Here is a 23,922-nt window from a genome sequence, read left to right as displayed (position 1 = left end):
TCAGCATGACCCTGCTGGCCAGCGCCTGCAGTAACGAAGCCAATACCAACCTGGCCAGCGGTCCTGATCCGAAATTGCCGGCGCCCGAGCGCGGCCTGTTCCCGAGCATGAAGATTGCCGAGCCGACCGCATGGGGCGACCAGAAGCCGACCGTGCCGGAGGGTTACAGCATCACGGCCATCGCGACCGACCTGAAGATCCCGCGCCAGATGCTGGTGCTGCCGAACGGCGATATCCTGGTGGCAGAAGGGCGCGGCGGCAGCGCGGCCAAGCTCAAGCCGAAAGACGTCATTGCCGGCTATATCAAAGCGCAGGGCAATACCAAGGTCAAGGGCGGCAATCGCCTGACGCTGCTGCGTGATGCCGACGGTGACGGCCAGTACGAGCTCAAGACCGTGTTTGCCGAGAACCTGAACGCCCCATACGGCCTGGCGTTTGCCAACAACAAGCTGTACGTGGCGAATCAGGATGCCGTGGTCACGTTCGACTACCAGCCGGGTCAGACCAAGGCTGCCGCAGCGCCGGTCACGCTCACGCAGCTGCCCGCCGAGATCAACCACCACTGGACGAAAGCCATGACCATCAGCCCCGATGGCCGTTATGTCTACGTCGGTATCGGTTCGAACAGCAATATCACCGAGCGCGGCATGGAAGCCGAAGTCGACCGCGCAATGGTGTGGCAGATCGACGTGACGACGGGCGCCCACAAGCCGTACGCGACGGGCCTGCGTAACCCGACGGCGCTGGCAATGAACCCGGAAACGGGCCAGCTGTGGTCGGTCGTCAACGAGCGCGACGAGCTGGGCCCGGACCTGGTGCCGGATTACCTGACGTCGGTGAAAGAGGGCGGTTTCTACGGCTGGCCGTACAGCTACTGGGGCCAGAACGTCGACCCGCGCGTGATGCCGCCGAACCCGAAAAAGGTCGCAGCCGCGATCAAGCCGGACTATGGCCTGGGCTCGCACGTCGCTGCGCTGGGCCTGCATTTCTCGCTGCCGGCCATGGGCGCGAAGTTCGCCAATGGCGCCTTTGTCGGCGAGCACGGCAGCTGGAACCGCGACAATCCGGTGGGCTACAAGGTGATCTTCGTGCCGTTCGCGAACGGTCGTCCGGCCGGTGCAGCAATCGACTTCGCAACCGGCTTCCGGGATGCCAACGGCAAGACGCGTGGCCGTCCGGTCGGTGTCACGGTCGATCCGCGCGGCGCGCTGATCATCGCTGACGACCTGGCCAACACGGTGTGGCGCGTGGCGCCGAACCGCTGATCGTCACCTGAAGCAAACGCCGCAGATGACGCGAATGATGCCAGGCCTGGCGTCATTTGCGCTGCGGCTTTTTTTCGCCTTTTACTTTGTGGTACTGCATGGCAGCGCATGGATGTTCGGACTGCGGCAAATCGCACTGGGATTGAGAACACGGCACGCCCGGCGCCACCCGGCATATTGCTATCCCTACTGATAATGGTTTATCATTATTGAATTAGCAGGCATTGCCGCTTGCGCCGTCCATGACAAGGTCTTTCTGATGACATTCAAGCTCCTTCCTGCTGCCCATGCACTTGCCCTGGCAACCCTCGGTTCCACGTTGGCCCACGCGGCCGATCCCGCGATCGTCATGGGCGAGGTGCGCGTGAGCGCCCAGCGCGATGCCGGCGCACTGCGCTCGAGCCGTGTCCTGACGTCGGTCGACGTGCTGGGCGCGGACAAGATCGAAGACAAGAACGTGACCAACAGCTGGGAGCTGGTCGGCCAGTTGCCGGGCGTGCAACTGACGGAAACACGGATGGGCGCCGAATCGGGCAAGGCGAGCTTTCGCGCATTCAATGGCGAAGGCTATATCAATGGCATCAAGGTGCTGATCGACGGCATCCCGAGCAATGTCAACAGCGGCAACCAGCGCTTCATCGACATGATCTTCCCGCTCGAAGTCGACTACATCGAAGTGGTGCGCGGCACGAACGACCCGCGCTACGGCCTGCACAATATCGGTGGCAACCTGAACATCGGCACCCGCCAGGGCGGCAATTACCTCGACAGCCGGTTCACCTACGGCAGCTTCAATACGCGCGAAGTGCAGGCGGCATACGGCCGCGAAGCCGATGGCTTTGCGCAAAATTATTTCGTGGCGAAACAACTGACCGACAGCTACCGCGCGAACGGCGACTCCAATAAGTACTCGATCGGCGGCAAGTGGTTCGTCACGTCTGACGACAAGGCGGTCACCGCCGGCCTGGTTTTGCGCACCTACGAACACACGTCGGGCGAGCCAGGCTTCCTGACGGCGTCTGAGCTGGCCGCCGATCGCCGCCAGTCGCCGCGCAAGAACGCCAACGACAAGACCGACCGCGACATGCACCACGCCAGCGCGCACCTCGACTGGCACATCACGCCGAACGCGTTCCTCAGCAACAAGCTGTACTACAACGAGTACAAGGACGACCGCCGCGTCACGTTCACCAGCAACCCCGAAGGCAATGCCCCGCGCCAGCGCCGCCTGTGGGATGAAGAACAGCTCGGCTTCATGAGCACCCTGACGTGGCGGGCAAACGAGCGCGTCACCGTCGACGGCGGTGTGAATACCGAGCGCCAGGACAACGGCTACCGCCGCCTGCGCTACAACTTCGCGATCCCCACGGACTTCTCGACGCCGGCCCGCACGCAGAACGACGACCGCTACAAGTTCAACAACGTCGGTGCCTATGTGCAGGCGGTGATCAAGGCCACCGACACGATCCAGCTCGTGCCAGGTTACCGGGTCGACCGCTTCACCGGCAACCAGCCGCTGGCGGGTGGTACGAGCGTGGGGCTGCAGGATTATGGCTGGATCAAGCAGCCAAAGTTCAGCATGGTCTGGAGTCCGGCGGCCGACATCAGCGTGTATGGCAACTGGGGCCGCACGTTCCAGATCCTGACGGGCTCCGTGGGCCCCGCCTACCTGGTGCCGGGCCAGGCGCCGTTTGACGCGTCGGTCAATACCGGCAAGGAAGTCGGGGTCAAGCTCAAGCCCACCACGCGCAGCGACCTGCGCCTGGCGCTCTGGCGTCAGGATGCCACCGGCGAAGTGGCGAATATGCCGGCCACCGGCACCACGGTCGGGCTGGGCGAGACGCGCCGCGAAGGCCTGGACTTCCAGCTCTCCGGCAAGGTCACCGACAGGCTCGAACTGTCACTGTCGCATTCGCTGCAAAAGGCCGAAGTGCGCAAGGCCACGGGCACGAATGGCGTGTCACTGGCCGGAAAGGAAGTATTCTCGACGCCGCGCCACATCACCAACGTCAGCCTCGATTACAAGCATTCGGACACTTGGCGTTTCGGCCTGCAGGGCCGCTCGCAGGGCAACTACTATATCGACACGCCCAACGAGCTGGGCAAGTTCGGCGGCTTCGTGCTATTCGATGCCAATGTGCGCTACGCAATCTCGGCGCGCACCAGCATCGATGTCCAGGTCAAGAACATCGCGGATCGCAATTACGCGTACGCGTGGTACGACAACTTCTTCTGGCCGGCAAGCCAGGCGCAGCCGATGTTCTCATCAGGAAATGGCCGGGCCGCGTACATCTCACTGAACGTGAAGTTGTAACCGGCTCAGACCAGCTGGTCGGAGCTGACGATGTGCACGCCAGGGCGTGCCTGCAGCGCAGCCTCGATCAGCGCGTGCGCGATGCGCGGGGCAGGGTTGATGCGCCAGCCGCGTGGCAGCACGGGGCCCAGCAGTCCCAGCACGACGCCGGACACGCGTTCGCCCAGGCGTCGTTCCTGGCGCTGTCCGCCGATCAGGCCCGGCCGCACATGGGTCAGCGACGCAAATCCCAGCCCGGCCAGGTCGCGTTCGAGCTCGCCCTTGACGCGGTTGTAGAAAAAGCGCGCGCCGGCATCGGCGCCAAGGGCCGAGTTCAGTACATGGCACGGTGTCCCATGCCGGTGCGCCAGCCGGGCCACCGCCAGCGGGTAATCATGGTCGACACGCCGGAACGCGTCCTGCGAGCCGGCGCTGCGCATGGTCGTGCCCAGCGTGCAGATGACGGCATCGGCCTGCCACCAGGGCGCATCCTGCGGCAAGGCGTCGAAGTCGACGACGGGTGCCTGCAGTTTCGGATGCGCCGGCAGCGGGCGCCGCGTGGGCGCCACCACCGACGTGACCTTCGGGTCGGCCAGTGCCATCTCCAGCACGTGGCTTCCGACCAGTCCGCTTGATCCAACCAGCAGCAGTTTCATGGGGAGTCCCTGATCGCTAACGTAAACGGGGCGAGGCCGGCGTCATGGCCGGCCTCGCACTTGAAGACAGGCCTGCATGGCAGGCCCGGGCACCGGCTTACTTGGCCAGCGCTTCTTCGTAGCGGCGTTCGACTTCCGCCCAGTTGATGATGTTGAAGAAGGCCGCGATGTAGTCAGGGCGCTTGTTCTGGTATTGCAGGTAGTACGCGTGTTCCCACACGTCCAGGCCCAGGATCGGCGTGCCGCCCGACATGCCGGCGAACTCGCCCATCAGCGGGCTGTCCTGGTTGGCGCTGCTTTCCACCAGCAGCTTGCCGTCCTTGCCGACGGTCAGCCAGGCCCAGCCGCTACCGAAGCGGGTCTGCGCCGCTTTGGTGAAGGCATCCTTGAACTTCTCGTAGCCACCCAGGTCGTCTTCAATTGCCTGTGCGACCTTGCCGGTTGGATTGCCGCCTTCAGGCGTCAGCACCGTCCAGAACAGCGAGTGGTTGGCGTGACCGCCGCCATTGTTGCGCACGGGGCCCTGGACGGCTTGCGGCAGGCTGCCGATGTCGGCGATCAGCTGCTCGACCGGCATCTCGGCGACGCCGGCGTCGGCCAGTGCGTTGTTGACGTTGGTGATGTAAGCCTGATGATGCTTCGTGTGGTGGATTTCCATCGTGCGCGAATCGAAATGCGGCTCGAGGGCATCGTAAGCGTAAGGCAGTGGTGGCAATGCATATGGCATGGTCATTCTCCGTTCAGATGGTTGGGAACACTGTTCCGGTATGAAGCGAGGCACCAGGGCCGTGTTCGTCACGGCCCGGCGTCGTGCATGTGCTGGTCGCTCTGGGGTGGGCAATGCGCACCCCGGACACGCGCCGACATGGTGTCCGCGCGCGCCCTGACTTGTCCAGAATACCAGCATCTGCGATTGGCTGGCGCGCCGGGTGAGCGAAGGCACTTGCCCACCGCTTCCATGCACCCGCACGGTTGCTCAGCGGCCGGGGCGGATCTCGGTACTCTGCATCATCGTGTTGCGCCAGCCGTCTGCCTGCAACTGCCAGACGCGGACATAGCGGCCGCGATATGCGCGCTCCCGGACGGAAGGCGGCAGATCGGCGTGGAAGCGACCCCGTACGATCGCCGTGTGGCCGCCGTCGAGCAACTGGATTTCCATGCTGACGTTGGTGTACGAGCGAAATTCGTACTCGTCGCGCACCAGCAGTTGCAGGTATTCGCTGCGCGTGCGTACGCGGCCATTGGTTTCGACATGATAGTAATCGGTGGCGATGATGTCGCGCAGCGTATCGACATCGCGCGCGGCTACGGCGTCCGCACGCCGGCGTTCGGCATCGCGCAGGGCCGTCAGTGTTGCCGATTGCGTCGTCGTGGCGGCCGCGCCGGGCAGGGCGCCGCGCAGTGGCACCTGCGCCGTTGCCGCAGCCGTGGCAAGCGCAATCGCAATCAGCAGAACGGATGGCAAGAATCGCATGATGGGTGTGGTGAACCCGGGCGGACGTGTTCAACGGTCGGGTGTGACGTTGTAACTGCCGGTTTCGCCATTGTGGCACGTGGCGTGGCATTTGCCGCTTTTGTGTGGATGACAATGGGGCTACACTGGCGGCTCCGGCACCAGTGGCCGCCCACGCACCAGGAGAACAGCATGAACACGGCAGGCAGCGCGGACATCCACGCGAACGACAAGCGAATGCGCGCGTCAATGGGCATCGATGCGGTGCGCGTGGTACTGGCGACCTTGATGATCCTGCTCGGTCCCCTGGTGGCGATGCAGTTCACCCACGGCGTGCAGTGGACGGGCCTCGATTTCGCGGTGGCCGCCGTATTGCTGGCCGGTGCCGGCTGGACCTGCCTGCGCACGGGCCGCCGCGTGGCGCGATTGGTTGTCTGGCAGCGCATCGCGGTCCTGGCAGCCCTGGCACTGGTGTTTGGCGCTGTGTGGATCGAATTCGCCGTCGGCGTACTGTTCAACATCGGCAACTGACATCCGCAATCGCCACATTGTCTTGACCTTCCTATGGTGGGAAGGTTTATTCTTGGCGCATGGATCACGACAAACTCTCTCCGGCCACGCCTCCCGTCACCCTGCTGATTGACGGCATGACCTGCGCGTCCTGCGTGGCGCGCGTTGAAAAAGCCCTCGCAGGCGTCGCCGGTGTCACCGGCGCCAGTGTCAACCTGGCCACAGAAAAGGCCCGCATCGACGGTGCTGCGCCGCCGGCAGCGCTGGTGGCTGCCGTGACCGCGGCCGGTTACGCGGCGCGCGTCGAGACACCGGACGCCCCCGTCGCTGCCGCCAGCACCGGTTCGGCACCATGGTGGCCCGTCGCTATCGCGGCACTCCTGAGTGCGCCACTGGTGCTGCCGATGTTGCTGGCGCCGTTCGGCATTGACGCGATGCTGCCGGGCTGGCTGCAGTGGCTGCTTGCCACGCCGGTGCAGTTCTGGCTGGGCGCGCGTTTCTACCGCGCCGGCTGGGGCGCGCTGCGCGCCGGGGCCGGCAATATGGACTTGCTCGTTGCGATCGGCACCAGCGCCGCCTATGGACTGTCGCTGTACCTGCTGCTCACGCACAGCGGGCATGCCGCCGCCCACCTGTATTTCGAATCGTCGGCTGTCGTCATCACGCTGGTCTTGCTCGGCAAGTGGCTGGAAGGCCGCGCCCGGCGCCAGACGATCGAGGCCCTTGGCGCGCTGGAGCGCCTGCAGCCGGCCGACGCTCTCGTGCGCCGCGACGGTACCGATGTCCGCGTGCCGTTGGCGGCCTTGCGCATGGGTGACGTCATGGTGGTCAAGCCCGGCGAACGGGTACCGGCCGATGGCGTGGTGCTCGACGGCCTGAGCCACGTCGACGAGTCGCTGCTGACCGGTGAGAGCCTGCCGCTGGCCAAGGGGCCGTTGGATGCGGTCGTCGGCGGCGCCGTCAACGCCGACGGCCTGTTGCTGGTGCGGGCCACCGCCGTCGGCAGCGCGACGATGCTCGCGCAGATCATCCGCATGGTCGAAGATGCGCAGGCCGCCAAGGCGCCGATCCAGCGCCTGGTCGACCGCGTCAGCGCCGTGTTCGTGCCGGTGGTGCTGGGCATTTCGCTGGTCACGCTGCTGGCCTGGGGCATGACCACGGGCAACTGGCAGGGCGCACTGCTCAATGCGGTGGCGGTGATGGTGATTGCCTGTCCGTGCGCGCTGGGGCTGGCCACGCCGACGGCGATCATGGTCGGCACTGGCGTGGCCGCGCGCCATGGCATCCTGATCAAGGACGCCGAGGCGCTGGAAACGACGCACGCCGTCGACGTCGTCGTATTTGACAAGACCGGCACGCTGACCGAGGGCCGCCCGCAGTTGCTGGCGCTCGAAGGGCCGGACACGACCCGTCTGCTCACGCTGGCCGCTGCGGTTCAGCAAACCAGCGCCCATCCGCTGGCGCGCGCCGTGCTGGATGATGCGGCGCAGCGCGCTGTGAGCGTGCCGGCGGCGACCGACGGGCGCGCATTGCCGGGGCGCGGCGTCCAGGCCGACGTCGATGGCGCGACGATCCTGCTTGGCAACCGGCGCCTGATGATTGAGCTCGGCGTGCCGGCGGCCGGTGCCGAGGCGCATGAAGCCGCCGGGCGCACCGTGTCCTGGCTGGCCGAGCGGCGCGGCGACGCCGTCACCGTGCTTGGCCTGCTCGCGTTCGGCGACCAGATGAAGCCGGGCGCGCAGGACGCCGTCGCGCGGCTGGTCGCGCAAGGCATCACGCCGGTGCTGCTGACCGGCGACAGCGCCGGCGCCGCGCAGGCCGTGGCAGATGCGCTCGGCATCACGCGCGTGCATGCCGAAGTGCTGCCGGCCGACAAGGCCGCCGTCATCACGGCGCTGCGCCAGAACGGCCACAGGGTCGCCATGATTGGCGACGGCATCAACGACGCGCCGGCGCTGGCCGCCGCCGATGTCGGCATGGCGATGGCGACCGGGACCGACGTGGCGATGCACAGCGCCGGCATCACGCTGATGCGGGGCGATCCGATGCTGGTGGCCGACGCGCTCGACGTCTCGCAGCGTACCTGGCGCAAGATTCGCCAGAACCTCGGCTGGGCCTTCGTGTATAACCTGATCGGCGTGCCGCTGGCCGCTTTTGGTCTGCTCAATCCGGTGCTGGCGGGCGCCGCGATGGCGCTCAGTTCGGTCAGCGTCGTGGCCAACGCCTTGCTGCTGCGCCGCTGGCGCGCCGCGCCCCATGCCACCCCTGTCACCGGGGCACCTGCGCCCGTGACCAACCCCATTCCTGCACCCCCAACCAAAGGAGACCTTCCCATGTATGAACTGACTGTTGCCGACATGACCTGCAAACACTGCGTTGGCCGCGTGACCGCCGCTGTCCACGCTGTCGATCCGTCCGCCGGCGTGACCATCGATCTGGCCAGCGGCAAGGTCCGCATCGACAGCACGGCCGCACTGCCGCCGCTGGTCGCAGCCATCGACGGCGCCGGCTATCCCGTGACGGCCGGCGCCTGACGCATGCACTGCGGGTAACGCCGCGCAGTGCGTTTCCTGGACGATAAGCGGATAAATACGCCACCAAACAATATTCATTTAGGCTATATTTTGTAGAAAGAACAATACCAACCCCTGTGCATCCCCGACCGACCTCGTCAGCGGAATCCTCATGAGAGATGGTGTGCTCGCAGAACCGATCGACCTGGTCAGGCACCCGCCCGGCAGCGCCCAGCTGCGCAGCGCCGTGCTGGTGCTGGCGGGGCTGGCGCTGGGCTTCGCCGTCCTGGTGCCGGCGGCCGGCGTGCCCTTGCCGCATGCGCCGGAGTTCATGCCGATCTATCTGTCGACGCTGATCGCCAGCAACTTCGTCACCGGCATCCTGCTGCTCGGCCATGTGCACACGCGGCGTTCGCTGGCCCTGGGCATTCTCGCGCTCGGCTACCTGTTCACGGCGCTGATCGCGGGCGCCCACATGCTCACGTTCCACGGCCTGCTTGGCAACAAAGGCGTGCTCGGCGGCAATCCGCAGACCGCCGCCTGGCTGCACGCCACCTGGCATGCGCTGTATCCGCTGTTCGTGCTCGGTTACTCGCGCAGCGCGCGCGGACGCCTGGCCGGGGCGCCGCTGCCGCCACACTTCATGCGCATCGGTGCGCTGCTGACCTTGCTGTTCGTGTCACTGCTGGTGCTGGTCGGGACGACCGGCGCGCCGTACCTGCCCAGGCTGATCGATGGCACGCGCACGCTGCCGCTCTACCATGGCATCTCGGCCGGCATACTGGCGCTGTCGGTCTACGTGCTGTACGCCACCGTGCAGAAGCGTCCGCGCACCGTGCTCGATGTCTGGCTGACCGTGGCGATGGCGGCCTGGGTGTTCGAAGTGGGCCTGTCCTGCGTCTTCAATACAGGGCTGTTCGACCTGGGGTTCTATGCCGGTCGCCTGTATGGGCTGTCCACGTCGCTGTTCGTGCTGGGCGCGCTGGCGATCGACAATATCGCGCTGCACGCGCGCCTGCATGCCACGTTCCAGGAAATGCTCGAGACGCGCGCCCACGCCCAGTGGCAAAGCCTGCTCGGCACCGTATTGCGCCAGCTCCCCGATGGCGTGCTGATCGTGGATGCCCAGGGGCGCTGCGTGATGGCCAACGACCAGGCCACGCAGATGGCGCGTCACTTCGCCGCCGACGGCGTCGGGGGCATGCTCGACCTGATCCGCGAACCGGTGGCGCGCGCGCTCGGCGGCCGGGCCTTTCACGATGCGATGATCGAGAGCGTGCACGAGGGCGCGCGCCGCGTGTACGCCGTCAGCGGCGCGCCGCTGCGCGAGAGCGCTGCCGCACTGGCCTCCATCGTGATCGTCATCGACGACATCACCGAGCGCACCGAGGCCAGTGCGGCGCTGGCCCGCGCGCTGGACCAGACCCGCTACCTGATCGAGAACACGCCGCTGGCCGTGATCGAATGGAACTGCGACCTGGTCATCACGCTGTGGAATCGCCGCGCCGAAGAGTTGTTCGGCTGGTCCGCCGGCGAGGCCATCGGCCAGCGGATCGACCGCATCGGCATGATCCACGAAGGCGACGCCAACCAGGTCAATGCGATGATCGCGCGCCTGGTCGATTCCGGCACGCGCTACGCCAAGTCGGCCAACCGCAACCGCACCCGCGACGGGCGCGCGTTGTGCTGCGAATGGTACAACTCGGTGCTGGTCGACGACGCAGGCCAGATCGAGACCGTGTTTTCGCTGGTGCTGGACGTGTCCGAGCGCGAAGCGGCGATGCACAGCCTGCGCGAAGCCGACGGGCGCAAGGACGTCTATATCGCCACCCTTGCGCACGAACTGCGCAACCCGCTCGCGCCGATCGCCAATGCGGCGTCACTCCTGCGCAGCAAGGCGCTCGCGCCGGAACGCATCGCCTGGATTGCGGCCATGGTGTCGCGCCAGACCGACCAGATGGCGCGCCTGCTCGACGACCTGCTGGACGTGTCGCGCATCAGCCGCGGCAAGATCGAGCTGCGCCGCGTGCGGGTGGACCTGGGCCGCTTGCTGCGCGAAACCCTGCAGACGAGCATGCCGCTGATCGAGGCAGGGCGCCACCAGGTGGCGCTGCGCGTGGCCGACGAACCGCTGTGGGTCGACGCCGATCCGCTGCGCCTGACCCAGGTGTTCGCCAACCTGATCACGAACGCGGCGAAATACACGCCACCCGGCGGCGGCCTCGAACTGGGCCTGCGGCGCGAAGAGGACCAGGCCGTGGCCTGGGTATCCGACAGCGGCGTGGGGCTGGCGCCCGACATGCTCGAGCGCGTGTTCGATCCGTTCGTGCAGGCGGGCAGCGCCAGCCACCTGGCGCAGGGCGGCCTGGGAATCGGTCTGTCGCTGGCCAAGGGGTTCGTCGAACTGCATGGCGGCAGCATCCGGGCCGACAGCGACGGGCCGGGCCGAGGCGCGACCTTCCTCGTGCGTCTGCACGTGTGTGACGGGCCGGCCATGGCGCCGGGCGACATTCCCCCCGTGCCTGATGGCGCGGCGCTGGGCAAGCATATCCTGGTCGCCGACGACAATGTGGATGCAGCCGAATCGCTGGCCTGGCTGCTGCGCTCCGAAGGCGCGACCGTGATGGTGGCACACGACGGTGCAGAGGCGCTGCGCCTGCACCGTGAACGGCCGGCCCGGATCGCCGTGCTCGACCTGGGCATGCCGCATATGGATGGCCTGGAACTGGCGGGCATCCTGGCGCAGGACGCGCCGCGGCCCTACCTGGTGGCCGTGACGGGGCGCGGCAGAAAGGAAGACCGGGCCGCCTCGCTGGCGGCCGGCTTCGATGAACACTTCACGAAGCCGGTCGCGCCGCCGCAGCTCATCGCGCTGCTGCGCGAGGTGCCCGACGTGCCCGAAGCCCCCGCCGCCGGCTAGTGGTGCTCGTGGCCGGTCATGTCCTTCGTGCCGGGCTTGCGCGCATCCATGGCCTGGCCGGCAGGCGCCGGCGCAGGGCGGGCGTCCGGCGCGCGTGGCGCTGGCGGCAGCGTGCCAGCGCCGGCGCCCGTCCATTCGCGCGCAACCGTGCCGGCCGGATGCCGGTACCAGCCAGGGTCGCTGTAGTCGCCGCGTTTGAGGCCTTCGCGCACTTTCAGCACCGTGAACATGCCGCCCATTTCCAGATTGCCGAACGGGCCCTCGCCGCTCATCATCGGCAGCGTGTTGGCCGGCAGCGGCATCTTCATGTCGCCCATCGAGCCGCCCTTGTCGCCCATGACCATATAGCCCGGCACCAGCTTGTTGATCTTCTCGGCCACGCCCCGATGGTCGACGCCGATCAGCGTGGGCACGTCGTGGGCCATCGCGTTCATCGTGTGGTGCGATTTATGGCAGTGGAAGGCCCAGTCGCCCGGTGCGTCGGCCACGAACTCGATCGCGCGCATCTGGCCGACGGCGACGTCGGTCGTCACCTCGGGCCAGCGGGCCGACTTCGGCACCCAGCCGCCATCGGTGCCGGCCACCTCGAAGCGGTGTCCGTGCAGGTGGATCGGGTGGTTCGTCATCGTCAGGTTGCCCACGCGGATGCGCACCTTGTCGCCCAGGCGCGCGACCATCGGGTCCAGCCCAGGGAACACGCGGCTGTTGATGGTCCACAGGTTGAAGTCGAGCATGGTGTTGGTGCGCGGCGTATAGCTGCCCGGCTCGATGTCGTACGAGGACAGCAGCATCACGTAGTCGCGGTCGACGGCGTGCTGGCGCGGGTTCTTCGGGTGCGTGACCCAGAAGCCCATCATCCCCATCGCCATCTGCTGCATCTCGTCGGCGTGCGGGTGGTACATGAAGGTGCCCGCGTGGCGCGCGACGAATTCATAGACGAACGTCTTGCCGGGCTGGATGCCGGGCTGGGTCAGCCCCGTCACGCCATCCATCCCGCACGGCAGCAACTGGCCGTGCCAGTGCACGCTGGTGTGCTCGGGCAGCTTGTTGGTGACGAAGATGCGCACCCGGTCGCCCTCGACCACTTCGATGGTCGGGCCCGGGCTCTGGCCGTTATAGCCCCACAGGTTGACCTGCATGCCGGGCGCGAATTCGCGCACGACCGGTTCGGCCACCAGGTGGAATTCCTTGATGCCGTCCTTCATGCGCCACGGCAGGGTCCAGCCGTTGAGCGTGACGACGGGGTTGTACGGGCGCCCGCCCGTCGGGGCCAGTGGCGCGGCGGTGGCGCTCGACGTGTGGGTCGGGGCTTCCGGCAGCGACGCCGCGCCGGCACGGCTCACGAGCGAGGCGCCCAGCGCCGTGATGCCGGCGCCGGCGCCGGTCAGGAACGATCTGCGGTTGGTCATGGTGATGCGTCCTTCTTGTCAGTATTGGATGGCGTCGGCAGGAGCGTGCCGATGGCGGCTTCCAGGTCGACCTGGGCCAGCCAGAAATCCTTCAGCGCCTCGATGGTGGCGTGGACCGCCGCGGCCTGTTCGCGCGCGTCGGCCAGCAGCTCGAACGGACTGGCCAGCATGCCGTTGTAGCGCAGCAGCGTCTCGTCCGAGATCTGCTTGCGCAGCGGGATCACGTGGTCGCGGTAGTGGCGGGCCACGTCGTAGCTGGCGCGGTAGCCGAGGTAGCCCGCGCGCGCTTCGCTGCGGGCATTGACCGCGACGTGCGCGACCTGGCCGAGCGATTGCATGTACAGCGCTTCGGCGCGCGCCACGCGGGCGCCGCCCCAGTCGAACAGCGGCAATTCCAGGCCGATCTCGTAGCCGTCGCTCTTCGGCTCGCCCGTCTCGCGCTTGTCGGCATAGCCCAGGTCGAGCACATTGACGAAGCGCGTGGTGCGCGTGAGACCCAGGTCGGCGGCGGTGCCGCTGGCGGCTGCGCGCGCGGCCTGCACGTCCAGGCGCTGGCTTAGCGCCGTGCGCTCGATGCCGGCCAGTTCGACCGGCGTCGCCGGCAGGTCCGGCAAGCGCTCGGGCAGCGTGTAGAGCGCCTGCGCGCCCCACAGGCCGAGCTGGCGCGTCAGGCGTTCGCGCGCGGCATTGGCGAGGCGGTCAGCGCGCAAGACGCCGGCGGCGGCTTCGGCGTGGAAAGCCGCTTCGCGCGCCAGGTCCAGCGCGCTGGCATTGCCGGCCTGGGTCATGCGCGCCATCAGTGCGTTTGACGCGTCGGCAGCATCGGCCACCTGACGCGCATAGGCCAGGGCCTGGCCCGCCGCCACCGCCTCGACCCACGCGCGCCGGGTGGCGTTGATGTGGTGCTCGATCGCGGCGGCCACGCGCAGTGTCGTTTCATCGAAGCGCCGCGCGGCCATGCGCTGGCGCAGCGGCATCGTGAGCAGGCCGGCCAGGTCGATCGACACAGAGCGTTCGGTTTCCCGGTTGCCGCCGCCATCCATGCGCGAGAATCCGACGCCAGGATTGCGCAGGCGCGCGGCCTGGGCCACGTCGGCCTGGGCAATGCCGGCTTCCCAATAGGTAGCCTGCAGGCCGGGGTGGTTCAGCGCGGCGATGCGCACGGCAGCGTCCTGCGTCAGCGGCGCCTGCAGCCACGCGTCGATCGTGGCCTGCAAGGCCTGGCGGTCGGCATCGCTGCGCAGCAGGCGCGCATCGACGCCCGTGCGCGCCTGCGCGGCAGCGGCGCTGGCCTCGAAGGCGCGCTCGGGGGCGACGCTGGTGCAGCCCGCCAGCAGCAGGCCGCATGCGAGCACCGGTGCGGCCCGCCATGAGGTTGGGCGGGCCATCAGTGGTGCTCCTTGTGCTCTGGCTGTGCAGGTGCAGGTGCAGGTGCATGCTTGCCTTCGTGATGGTGCGCATGCGGGTCCGGTGCCGGCTTGCCGTGGCCGGCATGGCCAGCCTGGCCTGCCACGATGCGGTTATGTTCCTGCCACAGGCGATCGGGCGTGGCGGTCGCGGCGGCGGGTGCGTCGGGTGCACGCAGCACGTGCGCCGGCTGGTAGCGGGTTTCCGGTACGGCGGCGTCCGGATCGGTGACGCGGCTGGTCTGCGCTGTGGCAGGCGTCAGGGTGCTGCTGGCCAGTACGCAGGCCAGCAGCAGCGACTGTCGTCGGTGTAGGGTCGACATGATTCCTCGTTCGGTGAAATGCAGTGATGCCGCGCAGCGGGGCGCGGCGGCTTGCGGATTCAGGCGAGCGGAAAGCGGGGCGGTCGTTCGGGCAGGGCCAGGTCGACGGCCTCGAGGCGGCCGGTGGCCGTATCAGGCAGCCGGGTCGACAGGGTGTGCGGCGCAGCAGGAATCGTCGGCGTGCCCGCCATGGCGGCGCCGATGCAGCAGGCGGCGCAGGCGCTGCAGCGCTCTTGGTCATGGCCCGCGGACGCATGGTCCTTGTCCTTGGCGACCTGCGGGCCGGCGTCGTGGCAATGTTCCGTGCTGGCCACCGCGTGCTGCTTCGCTGCGGGGGGCGCAGCGACGCCATGCTGCACGGACGCGTGCGTGCACGCGAGCATGCCTGCCGAAGCAATGCCCTGGAAGGGGATTGCCAGCAGCAGCAGCAGCCAGACGAGAGCACGGCGCAGGCAGACATGGACGGTAGCATTCACGGGGCGATTTTAGCATGGCGTCGGCACAACACTGTCGTGACGCTGGCAGCCGCGAGGCTTGCGGGGCCGGGGATCGGCTGATAGCATGCGGGGTTGATTCAATGACAATCCAATGACAAGGGCAGGCATGGTGTTGATCGAGCGGCTGCTCGCTCTGCGGCGCAGGAAAAACCAGGAAGAAGTGGCGGGCAGGGCGGCCGAAGTCATCGCGCAGGTGCTGTTCGACGTCGGCGTCGACCGCTTCCTGAACGGCAGCATGCTGCTCGATCGCCAGTTCCGCTTGCGTTTCTATGCCGTTCTCCCGCCGGCGTCCGACGAGATGCTGGCGGCCATCGCGCTGTGCGACCTGCCCGAAGCGCAGTGCATGCGCAGCTGCATGGCGGGGGTGGCATTCGATGCTGCCGTCGTGGCGTACCACACGCCGGGCCTGGCCGAGGGATTGATGCGCGAACTGCTCGTCCGTTCGGCCGCGCTGCGGGCGCTGCCGGAGCGGCGTATCGGCGCCGTATTCGCCTTTCGGTAGCAGTTGCGCTGGATTTTGTGCGCGCTGCGGCGCGCCGTGGCGTTATGCTGGCGTTACTTGACGCCACTGACGCAAAGGTCCCACCCATGTCGCATGCCGCCTGCTTCCTGAACCGCCCGGCCATGCCGCGCACCTCCCCGGTGGGCCCATGAGTGTCCGCAACCTGCAGCACCTGTTCGCACCGCGCTCGGTAGCACTGATCGGCGCCTCGGCGCGCCCCGGCAGCATGGGCGCCACGCTGCTGGCCAATCTGCAGGGTGGCGGCTTCAAGGGCAAGCTGTTCGCCGTCAATCCCAAATACGACCAGCTGGGCGACATGCCGTGTTACGCCAGTGTGGCCGACTTGCCCGAGGCGCCCGACCTGGCCGTCATCTGCACGCCGGCCGCCACCGTACCGCAACTGGTGCGCCAGTTGGGTGAACGGGGCACGCGCGCCGCCGTGGTCCTCACCAGCGGCCTGGCGCGCGGGCGCGATGCGCGGGGGCGCAGCCTGCGCCAGGCCACGCTCGACGCGGCGCACCCGTATCTGCTGCGTCTTCTCGGCGCGAACAGTGCGGGCCTGCTGGTCCCGGGTCTGGGCCTGAACGCCAGCGTGGCCCACAGCGGCGCTTTGCCGGGGCGGATCGCGTTCGTCTCGCAGTCCGGTTCCCTGATGACGGGCGTGCTCGATTGGGCGCGCACGCGCGGCATCGGCTTTTCGCATTTCATCTCGCTCGGCGAATCGGCCGACGTCGACCTGGGCGACGTGCTCGATCACCTGGCCAGCGATGGCAACGCCGGCGCGATCCTGCTGTACGTCGACCAGCTGCGCTATGCGCGCAAATTCATGTCGGCCGCGCGCGCCGCCGCGCGCAGCAAGCCGGTGATCGTGCTCAAGTCGCGCAGCGATACCGACGGTGCGCGGCCGGCCGCCAGCGAAAGCGGGGCGCTGGCCACCGAGGATGATGTGTTCGACGCCGCGATCCGGCGCGCCGGCATGCTGCGCGTGCACACCACCGAGCAGCTGTTCGCGGCGGTCGAGACGCTGGCCTATGCGCGCGTGCTGCACGGCGAGCGCCTCGCCATCGTCAGCAACGGGCTCGGCCCCGGCGTGCTGGCGCGCGACGCGCTGCGCTATGGCGGCGGCGTGCCGGCGACGCTGTCGCCCGAATCGATCATGCGGCTCGACGCCGTGCTGCCGGCCGGCTGGAACGGCGCGCAGCCCGGTAATGCGGTCCGTGCGAATCCGGTGAACCTGTTTGGTGGCGCGCCGCCCGAGCGCTACGCCGCTGCGCTCGACGTGCTGCTGGCCGATCCGCAGATCGACGCCGTGCTGGTCGTGCATTCGCCGACCGCCACCGTCGACAGCCGCGAGGTCGCCAACGCGATTGCGCCACTGGCGCGCGCGGCCTCGCGTCCGATCCTGTCGTGCTGGCTGGGCGGCGCGTCGGTCGTTGCCGCGCGCGCGATTGCAGCCGAGGCGCGCATGCCCACGTACCGCACGCCCGAAGACGGCGTGAACGGCTTCCTGCAACTGGTGAACTACCGGCGCAACCAGAACCTGCTGATGGAAGTGCCGCCGTCGATGGCGGGCCACATGGCGCCCGATCGCAGCGCTGCGCGCGCGTTGGTGCGCGAGGCGATTGCCGCCAAGCGCCTGCTGTTGTCTGATCCCGAAACCAAGGCGATCCTGCGCGCGTATGGCCTGGCGCTGGTCGAAACACGCGCCGCCGCAGATGTCGATGCGGCTGTCGCGGCGGCGCGCGCGATAGGCTTCCCGGTCGCCGTCAAGATCCTCACGCCCGACGTGATGCACAAGTCCGACGTCGGCGGCGTGACGCTCGATCTCGATTCGGAAGACACCGTGCGCGCCGCCGCGCTGCGCATGCGCGCGCGGCTGGGCGAGCTGTTCCCGCAGGCGCGCTTCGACGGCTTCTCGGTGCAGGCCATGTGCCGCCGCACGCACGGCCACGAACTGATCGTGGGCGCGGCGCTCGACCCGGTATTCGGGCCGGTGCTGGTGTTTGGCCAGGGTGGCGTGGCGGTCGAGGTTCTCGACGATTACTCGGTCGGCCTGCCGCCGCTGAACCTGGTGCTGGCGCGCGACCTGGTCGACCGCACGCGCGTGGCGCGCCTGCTGGCAGGCTACCGCAACCGGCCGGCCGCCAATCTCGACGCCGTGCTGGCGGTGCTGATCCAGGTCTCGCGCCTGATCTCGGACATTCCCGAAATCGTCGAGCTGGACATCAATCCGCTCGTCGTCGACAGCCGCGGCGCCATCGTGCTCGATGCGCGCATGCGGCTGGCGCTGGCCGACCGTTCGGGCAGCACGCTCGACCGGCTCGCGATCCGCCCCTATCCGCGCGAACTGGAAGAGACGATCGAGTGGCAGGGCGCGCCGCTGCTGCTGCGCCCGATCCGTCCGGAAGACGGCCCGGCGCACCTGGCGTTCTTCGATGCGCTCACGCCGGACGACGTGCGTTACCGGATGTTCGTGCGCATCCGCGAGCTGCAGCCATCGCAGCTGGCGCGCTTCACGCAGATCGACTACGACCGCGAGATGGCCTTCATCGCCACCCGCAAGAACGCGGACGGGGTGTTCGAAACACTGGCGGTCGCCCGTGTCGTGGCCGACCCGGACAACACCAGTGCCGAATTCGCCGTCACCGTGCGCTCGGACCTGAAAGGGGTGGGGCTGGGGCGCATCATGATGGAAAAGCTGATCCGGTATTGCCGCGCGCGCGGCACCGACGAGATCGTGGGCGAAGCGCTGCCGCAGAATTCGCGGATCGTCGCGATGGTGAAAAAGCTCGGCTTCGAGGTCACGATCGACCGCGAGGACGGCACGCGAAAAATGCGCCTCGCATTACGTTGACAATTTTGCGCACCGTGTGACATTCGGAGGATTTTGGGCCTGCCTGCGGTGGTATCTTGGCGTTGTTGATTGCCCTGTCACGTCGTGACGATTCGCACCGCCTCTTGCCAACAGGGCCCGACCCTGCGTTCCCGATGTCCCGACTCGGTTTGTTGTTGTGCACGCCGTACGCGATGTTTCTGTTCGTCTGCGTCGGCATTGTTTCGCTGACTGGTGGTGACGTCGGCTCGCAGCTCGCTTTCCTGCAGATGCCGATTGCCGGCCAACTGGGGCTGGCGCAGGCGCTGGGCCTTGGCCGCGTGATCCGCTTTCTGTCGTGGCCCGAAGCGTATGGCTTGTTCGTGATGCCGGTGTTCCTGCTGCTGTACGCCATTGGCGCGTTGCTGGAGCGGGGCCTGGCGCGCCGGCGCGGGCTGGCGCCTGCGCACCGCGGCGCTTGATACGGGCCGCTCAGCGCCGGAAGCGCACGTCCTCGCTGACCACCGGCGCATTGCCCTTGGGCTTCTTCGGTTTTTTTGGCTTCTTGACGATCTGGCCCTTCGCATCAGTGACCGGCACCCGGTGCTCCGGCGCATAGCCCGGTTCTTCCACGCGTTCGAGCGTCTGGCGCGTGAGCACTTCAATGGCCGCCAGTTGCTCGACCTCGTCGGCGCACACCAGCGAGACCGCTTCACCGCTGGCGCCCTTGCGGCCCGTACGGCCCGTGCGGTGCACGTAATCCTCTGCCACGATCGGCAAGTCCACATTGATCACGGCGGGCAGGTCATCGATGTCGATGCCGCGCGCGGCCACGTCGGTGGCGATCAGCACGCGCACCTCGCCGGCCTTGAACCGGTCGAGCGCGCGCAGGCGCGCGGGCTGCGGCTTGTCGCCGTGGATCGAGTCCACCGGTATCCCCTTTGATTCCAGCAGGCCAACCAGTTCATCGACACCCTTGCGGGTGCGGGCGAAGGCCAGCACCTGCGCCCAGTCGCGCCGTTCGAGCAGGTGGACGAACAGCGCGGCCTTGCGCTTCTTGTCGACCGGGATCACCCACTGGCGGATCGCGGCGACCGTCGTGTTGCGCGGTGTGGCCTCGATGCGCACCGGTTCACGCAGCATCTGGTTCGACAGCGCCCGGATCGGGTCCGAGAACGTTGCCGAAAACAGCAGCGTCTGGCGCTTCTTCGGCAGCAATTTCAGGATGTTGTCGAGCTCGCGCGCAAAGCCCAGGTCGAGCATGCGGTCGGCTTCGTCCAGCACCAGCGTTTTCACTTCGTTGAAGTGCACCGCGTTCTGCCGGTGCAGGTCGAGCAGGCGGCCGGGCGTGGCCACCAGCACGTCCACGCCCTTGCGCAGCGTCATCATCTGCGGATTGATGCTCACGCCGCCATACGCCACCATCGAGCGCAGCGGCAGGTCGGCGCCGTAGGTGCGCACGCTTTCGTGCACCTGCTCGGCGAGTTCGCGCGTGGGCACCAGGATCAGCGCGCGCGCCGCATTGTTGCCGACCTTGCCGCCCATGACGAGGCGCTGCAGGATCGGCAGCGTGAAGCCGGCAGTCTTGCCGGTACCAGTCTGGGCGGCGGCCATCACGTCGTTGCCAGCCAGGATGGCCGGAATGGCCTGTTCCTGGACGGCGGTGGGCGTGTGGTAGGCGAGGGCGTCCAGGGTGCGGACGATCGGCTCGATCAGGCCGAGGGAAGCAAACGACATGGGCAGGAAACCTTGCGACAAATAGGGACAGGCCGCAGTTTAACCTGCCGTGGCCGGCATGGCGATCATGACGCAGCCCGGGCAGGGTGGAACGCCCGGCGCTGCGGGGTCAGGACAATGCGGCTGTGGTTGCCGACTGATGCGCGATCGGCTGGGCCGGTGCATTGTGTTCGCGGCAACCGCCGAGCAACAGGCAGGCCAGTGTCAGCACAGCGGCGGAAATGGTGCGTGGTTGCATGATGGAACCTCCGTAGGGCGAACACCCATCATACGCCCGACGCAAGTGCGCTGGCGCGTCATTGGGCCGTCCCCGACCCGCGTCAGTCCAGGATATCTTTTTTCAGTGGAACGTAGTGGTAGGGTGCGCCGTCGGCAGGCCCGTCGCAGCGCGCACGCGCCGCCGATGCGTCGAGCAGGACCCAGTCGCGCCGGTGGGCTGCGCCCAGGGCGCGTTGCCGCGTCTGGTCGAAGCACTGCAGCGCCAGGTGAGCGGGAAGCAGCAGCACGCGCGCCGGATCGGCCCGCATCCAGTGCCAGGCACGCCGTTCCTGCAGGGCCAGCGGCGCCAGATAGCTGAAATGGACCAGCGGTCGTTCGGCAAACAACAGGAACTGTTCCTTGAACTCGAGCAGGCCGACCTGCGTGTCGGGCCTGACGCTGCGTTCGAGCTGCTGCATGACGGCGCGGGGCGTGCGATGCGGGTTCAGGGCCGGCCACAGCCAGAAGCCGATGAACAGCCAGGCCAGCACACTGGCCAGGGCGAGCTGCTCGAACAACGCGCGCCTGCGCAGCAGCACGACGATGCCGGCCAGCGCCAGTCCCAGCAGCAGCAAACCCGGCGCCAGTGCCACGACGGCGTCGGCGACATCGTCCGCGCGCGATGGCAACCGGTCCGGCGCCAGCAGCGCCACGGCTGCCAGCGCCGCCAGCAGCAGGCCCATCAGTACGAGCGCTGCGCGCAACAGCCGCGACGCGACGCGGCGGGTCCGGGCTGGCGCCTGCTCCCAGACAAAGGCCAGCCCCAGGGCGAACATCGGCAGCGCCGGCAGGATATAGACTTCGCGCTTGCCGGGACTCAGCGAAAAGAACAGCAGCACAAGCGCAACCCAGCTCAGCAGGATGCGCAGCACGGTGCTCGAGGCCCACACGTGCCGGATACTGCGTAGCTGCAGCACGAACAGCACGATCAGTGGAAACCACATGCCCGGCAGCGCAATGGTCAGGTAGTAGTGCCAGGGCTTGATGTGGTGCCAGGCGCTGGCATAGCGTTCAGCGGTTTGCCGGAACAGGATGTTGTCGCGGTAGGCCAGCAGTTCCGGGCTGTGCACGCGCTCGACCGTCAGCCACATCGGCACCAGCCACAGCGCGAGCGTGCCCAGCATCAGGGCCGGCCCCCACCATGCGCGCATGCGCCACACGGCCTGACCCGACAGGTTGGCCGGCTGGCGCCAGAGGGCCAGCGGTATCAGCATCAGCACCGGTAGAAAACCGACGCCCTTGGTCATGATGCCCAGCGCCATCGCCACCCAGGCGGCGGCATACCAGCCCCAGGCGGGGCCGAGCACAAAGTGGCGCACCAGTCCGTAGCAGCCTAGAGTGATCCAGAAGCAGACCACTGCATCGATTTGCGCGCCCTTGGCCTGCAGCAGGAATTGCGGCGTGAACACGAGGGCCAGCACGGCCGAGCGTGCGACGTCTTCTCCCCACAGGCGGCGCCCCAGGTCGAATACCAGCCACAGCGTACCCAGTCCGGCCAGCGCACTGGGCAGCAGGAAAGCGATCTTCAGTTGTCCGCTCAACTGGTAGCAAAGGGCAATCAGCCACATGAAGACCGGCGGCTTGTCCGGATAGAATTCGCCGCCACGCGTCGGGAACAGCCACTGGCCCGATTCCACCATTTCGCGGGCGACCTGGGCAAAGCGCGGCTCGTCCGCTGGCCAGGGGGCGCGCAGCCCGATGCCGGCGAACAGCGCAACGAACGTCAGCGCAACGATCCACGGCCACCAGCTGGCCTCCCGGCTAAGGTCGGGGGGAGGCGGACGTTGCATGCGTGTGTCTCCGGAGCGCCTGCAGCCGCTGCTTGAACCCGTGGTGATAGAGATAGAGTACGAGCAGCGTGGACAGCGCCAGTGTCAGCAGGCTGAGCCAGAGCTGCTGCTCGTCGTGCAAGGCCAGGCCGGCGCCGGCAAAGCTGAACAGCAGCATTTGCGGCAGGTAGCCCAGCAGGCTGCCCCAGAACACCGCCGGTGTGCTCAGCCTGGTCAGCCCGACGGCGATATTGGTTGCCAGATTGCTGCCGACCGGCATCAGGCGCACGGTGCAGATCCACAGCCACGTGTCCTGGGCCAGCAGCCGGCCGATGAGCGCGACCCGCTCGCCGTAGCGCGCCTGGATCCAGGTCGTGCCGATGTGGCGCACGCAAAAGATGGCCAGCATCGCGCCGCAGCCGGTCAGCAGGGTGCTCAGCACTGCGCCCGGCACGCCACCCATCAGCCAGCCGCAGGTGAAGGCCAGTACCTGGCGCGGGCCGCCCAGCGCGGTGTAGACGATGCCGATGAGCGCGAACACGGGCCAGGCAATCGCCCGGTGCTGCCGGAACAGGTTCTCCAGCAGGTCCAGTTCGTTAAACGCGCCCCACCACTGCCAGTGCAGCGACACGAAGCCCAGCGTCAGCACGCCGCTCAGCAGCAGCGGCTTGATGAGCAAGCGCAGTGTGCCTGTCACTGCCGGACGTCCAGGCGCTCGATCAGCGGCAGCCTGGTGCGGCGGATGAGCCAACTGACCCCCCACATGTCGACGATGCCCACCCACAGCCGGTTCCAGGCCGTGTATTTCGAGACGCCGGCAGTACGGTGGCGATGGTGTACGGGCACGACGGCAATCACGCCGCCCAGGCGCTTGACCAGTGCCGGCACGAACCGGTGCATGTGGTCGAAATAGGGCAGGCACAGCCAGGTGGCGCGCGGCACCAGCTTGAGGCCGCAGCCGGTATCGGGCACCCCGTCGTCGAGGATCCGGCGGCGCACCGCATTGGCGATGCGCGACTGGAGTTTCTTCCAGCGCGTATCGCGCCGGTTCTTGCGAAAGCCGGCAATGCAGAAATGCCGCTGCGTCTCGCTCAGGGGCAGTGCCTGCGCCACCAGCGCCGGAATGTCGGCCGGGTCATTCTGGCCGTCGCCATCGATCGTGACGATAAAACGCCCGCTGGCATGCCGCGCCGCGGTCCAGAGGGCAGTGCTTTGACCGGCACTGTGCGCGTGGCGGATCAGCCGCGCAGGCATACCCCATTGCTGGCACTGCTGCAGGAATACGATGCCGGTCGCGTCGCGGCTGCCATCGTCCACCAGCACGACTTCGTAGGCGAAATGGCCGGTGAGGGCGTGATGGAGTTCGTCCACCAGATGCCCGATATTGCCGGCCTCGTCCTTCGCCGGGATCAGTACCGATACCAGGTACGTGTGCGTGTCGTTCGTCTGGTCAGTCATGTCACCCAATCTGTTCTAGCGATCGAAGAAAACATTCTGTGAATCAGGTCATGACAGCCCGGCAGCCATTCACTCTGCCGTGTAAATACAGTGCAGTATAGGTGCGCGGGAAGGCGAAGGACAGCGAAACCTGCCCTCGGG

The 23,922-nt window shown here is 67.6% G+C and carries 20 protein-coding genes; 8 read left to right on the top strand and 12 right to left on the bottom strand.

Features of this window, described 5'->3' with window-relative positions; all coding sequences use genetic code 11:
• Positions 1 to 5 precede the first annotated feature (5 nt).
• Both AC56LN_RS20995 and AC56LN_RS20990 read left to right on the top strand, forming a co-directional pair.
• The gene (locus AC56LN_RS20995) at positions 6 to 1,265 is read left to right on the top strand and encodes a PQQ-dependent sugar dehydrogenase (protein ID WP_499574613.1); all 1,260 of its coding nucleotides are present in this window, start codon (positions 6 to 8) and stop codon (positions 1,263 to 1,265) included.
• Between the two features lie 259 nt (positions 1,266 to 1,524).
• On the top strand, positions 1,525 to 3,579 hold the full coding sequence (locus AC56LN_RS20990) for a TonB-dependent receptor (RefSeq protein ID WP_499574545.1): 2,055 nt from the start codon (positions 1,525 to 1,527) through the stop codon (positions 3,577 to 3,579).
• A gap of 5 nt (positions 3,580 to 3,584) precedes the next feature.
• Here AC56LN_RS20990 and AC56LN_RS20985 read toward each other — a convergent pair whose 3' ends face one another.
• The 3 genes from AC56LN_RS20985 to AC56LN_RS20975 all read right to left on the bottom strand — a co-directional run bounded on the left by AC56LN_RS20985 (position 3,585) and on the right by AC56LN_RS20975 (position 5,679).
• Positions 3,585 to 4,214, bottom strand: coding sequence for a Rossmann-fold NAD(P)-binding domain-containing protein (locus AC56LN_RS20985; RefSeq protein ID WP_499574544.1), 630 nt, complete (start codon positions 4,212 to 4,214; stop codon positions 3,585 to 3,587).
• 97 nt (positions 4,215 to 4,311) lie between these two features.
• Positions 4,312 to 4,941, bottom strand: a complete 630-nt coding sequence (locus tag AC56LN_RS20980) for a superoxide dismutase (protein WP_499574543.1) — start codon at positions 4,939 to 4,941, stop codon at positions 4,312 to 4,314.
• A 249-nt stretch (positions 4,942 to 5,190) separates the two neighbouring features.
• Positions 5,191 to 5,679, bottom strand: coding sequence for a nuclear transport factor 2 family protein (locus tag AC56LN_RS20975; protein WP_499574542.1), 489 nt, complete (start codon positions 5,677 to 5,679; stop codon positions 5,191 to 5,193).
• 180 nt (positions 5,680 to 5,859) lie between these two features.
• Between AC56LN_RS20975 and AC56LN_RS20970 the strand changes: the two genes are divergently transcribed.
• The 3 genes from AC56LN_RS20970 (at position 5,860) to AC56LN_RS20960 (ending at position 11,610) form a co-directional block, all read left to right on the top strand.
• On the top strand, positions 5,860 to 6,198 hold the full coding sequence (locus AC56LN_RS20970) for a hypothetical protein (RefSeq protein WP_499574541.1): 339 nt from the start codon (positions 5,860 to 5,862) through the stop codon (positions 6,196 to 6,198).
• Positions 6,199 to 6,257: 59 nt separating this feature from the next.
• Positions 6,258 to 8,711: a heavy metal translocating P-type ATPase gene (locus tag AC56LN_RS20965; protein WP_499574540.1), complete on the top strand. Its 2,454-nt coding sequence runs from the start codon at positions 6,258 to 6,260 to the stop codon at positions 8,709 to 8,711.
• Between the two features lie 163 nt (positions 8,712 to 8,874).
• Positions 8,875 to 11,610 (top strand): ATP-binding protein, encoded by a 2,736-nt coding sequence (locus tag AC56LN_RS20960; RefSeq protein WP_499574539.1) that lies wholly within the window; start codon positions 8,875 to 8,877, stop codon positions 11,608 to 11,610.
• Here AC56LN_RS20960 and AC56LN_RS20955 read toward each other — a convergent pair.
• Genes AC56LN_RS20955 through AC56LN_RS20940 form a run of 4 tightly spaced genes read right to left on the bottom strand, consistent with a single transcriptional unit; the run spans position 11,607 to position 15,224 of the window.
• Positions 11,607 to 13,019 (bottom strand): multicopper oxidase family protein, encoded by a 1,413-nt coding sequence (locus tag AC56LN_RS20955; RefSeq protein WP_499574538.1) that lies wholly within the window; start codon positions 13,017 to 13,019, stop codon positions 11,607 to 11,609. The two genes, AC56LN_RS20960 and AC56LN_RS20955, sit on opposite strands and share 4 nt — an antisense overlap.
• On the bottom strand, positions 13,016 to 14,407 hold the full coding sequence (locus AC56LN_RS20950; RefSeq protein ID WP_499574537.1) for a TolC family protein: 1,392 nt from the start codon (positions 14,405 to 14,407) through the stop codon (positions 13,016 to 13,018). The genes AC56LN_RS20955 and AC56LN_RS20950 overlap by 4 nt, the downstream gene beginning before the upstream one ends.
• Positions 14,407 to 14,748, bottom strand: a complete 342-nt coding sequence (locus AC56LN_RS20945; protein ID WP_499574536.1) for a hypothetical protein — start codon at positions 14,746 to 14,748, stop codon at positions 14,407 to 14,409. The genes AC56LN_RS20950 and AC56LN_RS20945 overlap by 1 nt, the downstream gene beginning before the upstream one ends.
• A 59-nt stretch (positions 14,749 to 14,807) precedes the next feature.
• Positions 14,808 to 15,224: a hypothetical protein gene (locus AC56LN_RS20940; protein WP_499574535.1), complete on the bottom strand. Its 417-nt coding sequence runs from the start codon at positions 15,222 to 15,224 to the stop codon at positions 14,808 to 14,810.
• 112 nt (positions 15,225 to 15,336) lie between these two features.
• On the opposite strand from AC56LN_RS20940, the gene AC56LN_RS20935 reads away from it, so the two are divergent.
• From AC56LN_RS20935 to AC56LN_RS20925, 3 genes are all read left to right on the top strand, one after another.
• Positions 15,337 to 15,747, top strand: a complete 411-nt coding sequence (locus AC56LN_RS20935; RefSeq protein WP_499574534.1) for a hypothetical protein — start codon at positions 15,337 to 15,339, stop codon at positions 15,745 to 15,747.
• 148 nt (positions 15,748 to 15,895) lie between these two features.
• Positions 15,896 to 18,601, top strand: coding sequence for a bifunctional acetate--CoA ligase family protein/GNAT family N-acetyltransferase (locus tag AC56LN_RS20930; RefSeq protein ID WP_499574533.1), 2,706 nt, complete (start codon positions 15,896 to 15,898; stop codon positions 18,599 to 18,601).
• Between the two features lie 134 nt (positions 18,602 to 18,735).
• On the top strand, positions 18,736 to 19,041 hold the full coding sequence (locus AC56LN_RS20925) for a hypothetical protein (RefSeq protein WP_499574532.1): 306 nt from the start codon (positions 18,736 to 18,738) through the stop codon (positions 19,039 to 19,041).
• A 10-nt stretch (positions 19,042 to 19,051) separates the two neighbouring features.
• On the opposite strand, the gene AC56LN_RS20920 is transcribed toward AC56LN_RS20925, so the two are convergent.
• The 5 genes from AC56LN_RS20920 to AC56LN_RS20900 form a co-directional block, all read right to left on the bottom strand.
• Complete coding sequence (locus AC56LN_RS20920; protein WP_499574531.1) at positions 19,052 to 20,296, bottom strand: DEAD/DEAH box helicase; 1,245 nt, start codon at positions 20,294 to 20,296, stop codon at positions 19,052 to 19,054.
• 109 nt (positions 20,297 to 20,405) lie between these two features.
• Positions 20,406 to 20,534, bottom strand: coding sequence for a hypothetical protein (locus AC56LN_RS20915; RefSeq protein WP_499574530.1), 129 nt, complete (start codon positions 20,532 to 20,534; stop codon positions 20,406 to 20,408).
• Positions 20,535 to 20,616: 82 nt separating this feature from the next.
• Positions 20,617 to 22,344, bottom strand: coding sequence for an ArnT family glycosyltransferase (locus AC56LN_RS20910; RefSeq protein WP_499574529.1), 1,728 nt, complete (start codon positions 22,342 to 22,344; stop codon positions 20,617 to 20,619).
• Positions 22,316 to 23,020 (bottom strand): TVP38/TMEM64 family protein, encoded by a 705-nt coding sequence (locus AC56LN_RS20905; RefSeq protein WP_499574528.1) that lies wholly within the window; start codon positions 23,018 to 23,020, stop codon positions 22,316 to 22,318. The genes AC56LN_RS20910 and AC56LN_RS20905 overlap by 29 nt, the downstream gene beginning before the upstream one ends.
• A complete protein-coding gene (locus tag AC56LN_RS20900; protein ID WP_499574527.1) occupies positions 23,017 to 23,781 on the bottom strand; it encodes a glycosyltransferase family 2 protein in 765 nt (254 codons plus the stop codon). Before AC56LN_RS20900 ends, AC56LN_RS20905 begins: the two co-directional genes overlap by 4 nt.
• Positions 23,782 to 23,922: the final 141 nt, after the last annotated feature.

The organism is Telluria sp. ZT3P26, assembly GCF_059686035.1.
Note: the sequence above shows the minus strand (reverse complement) of the source record. Positions and strands in the feature narration are given on the sequence as shown.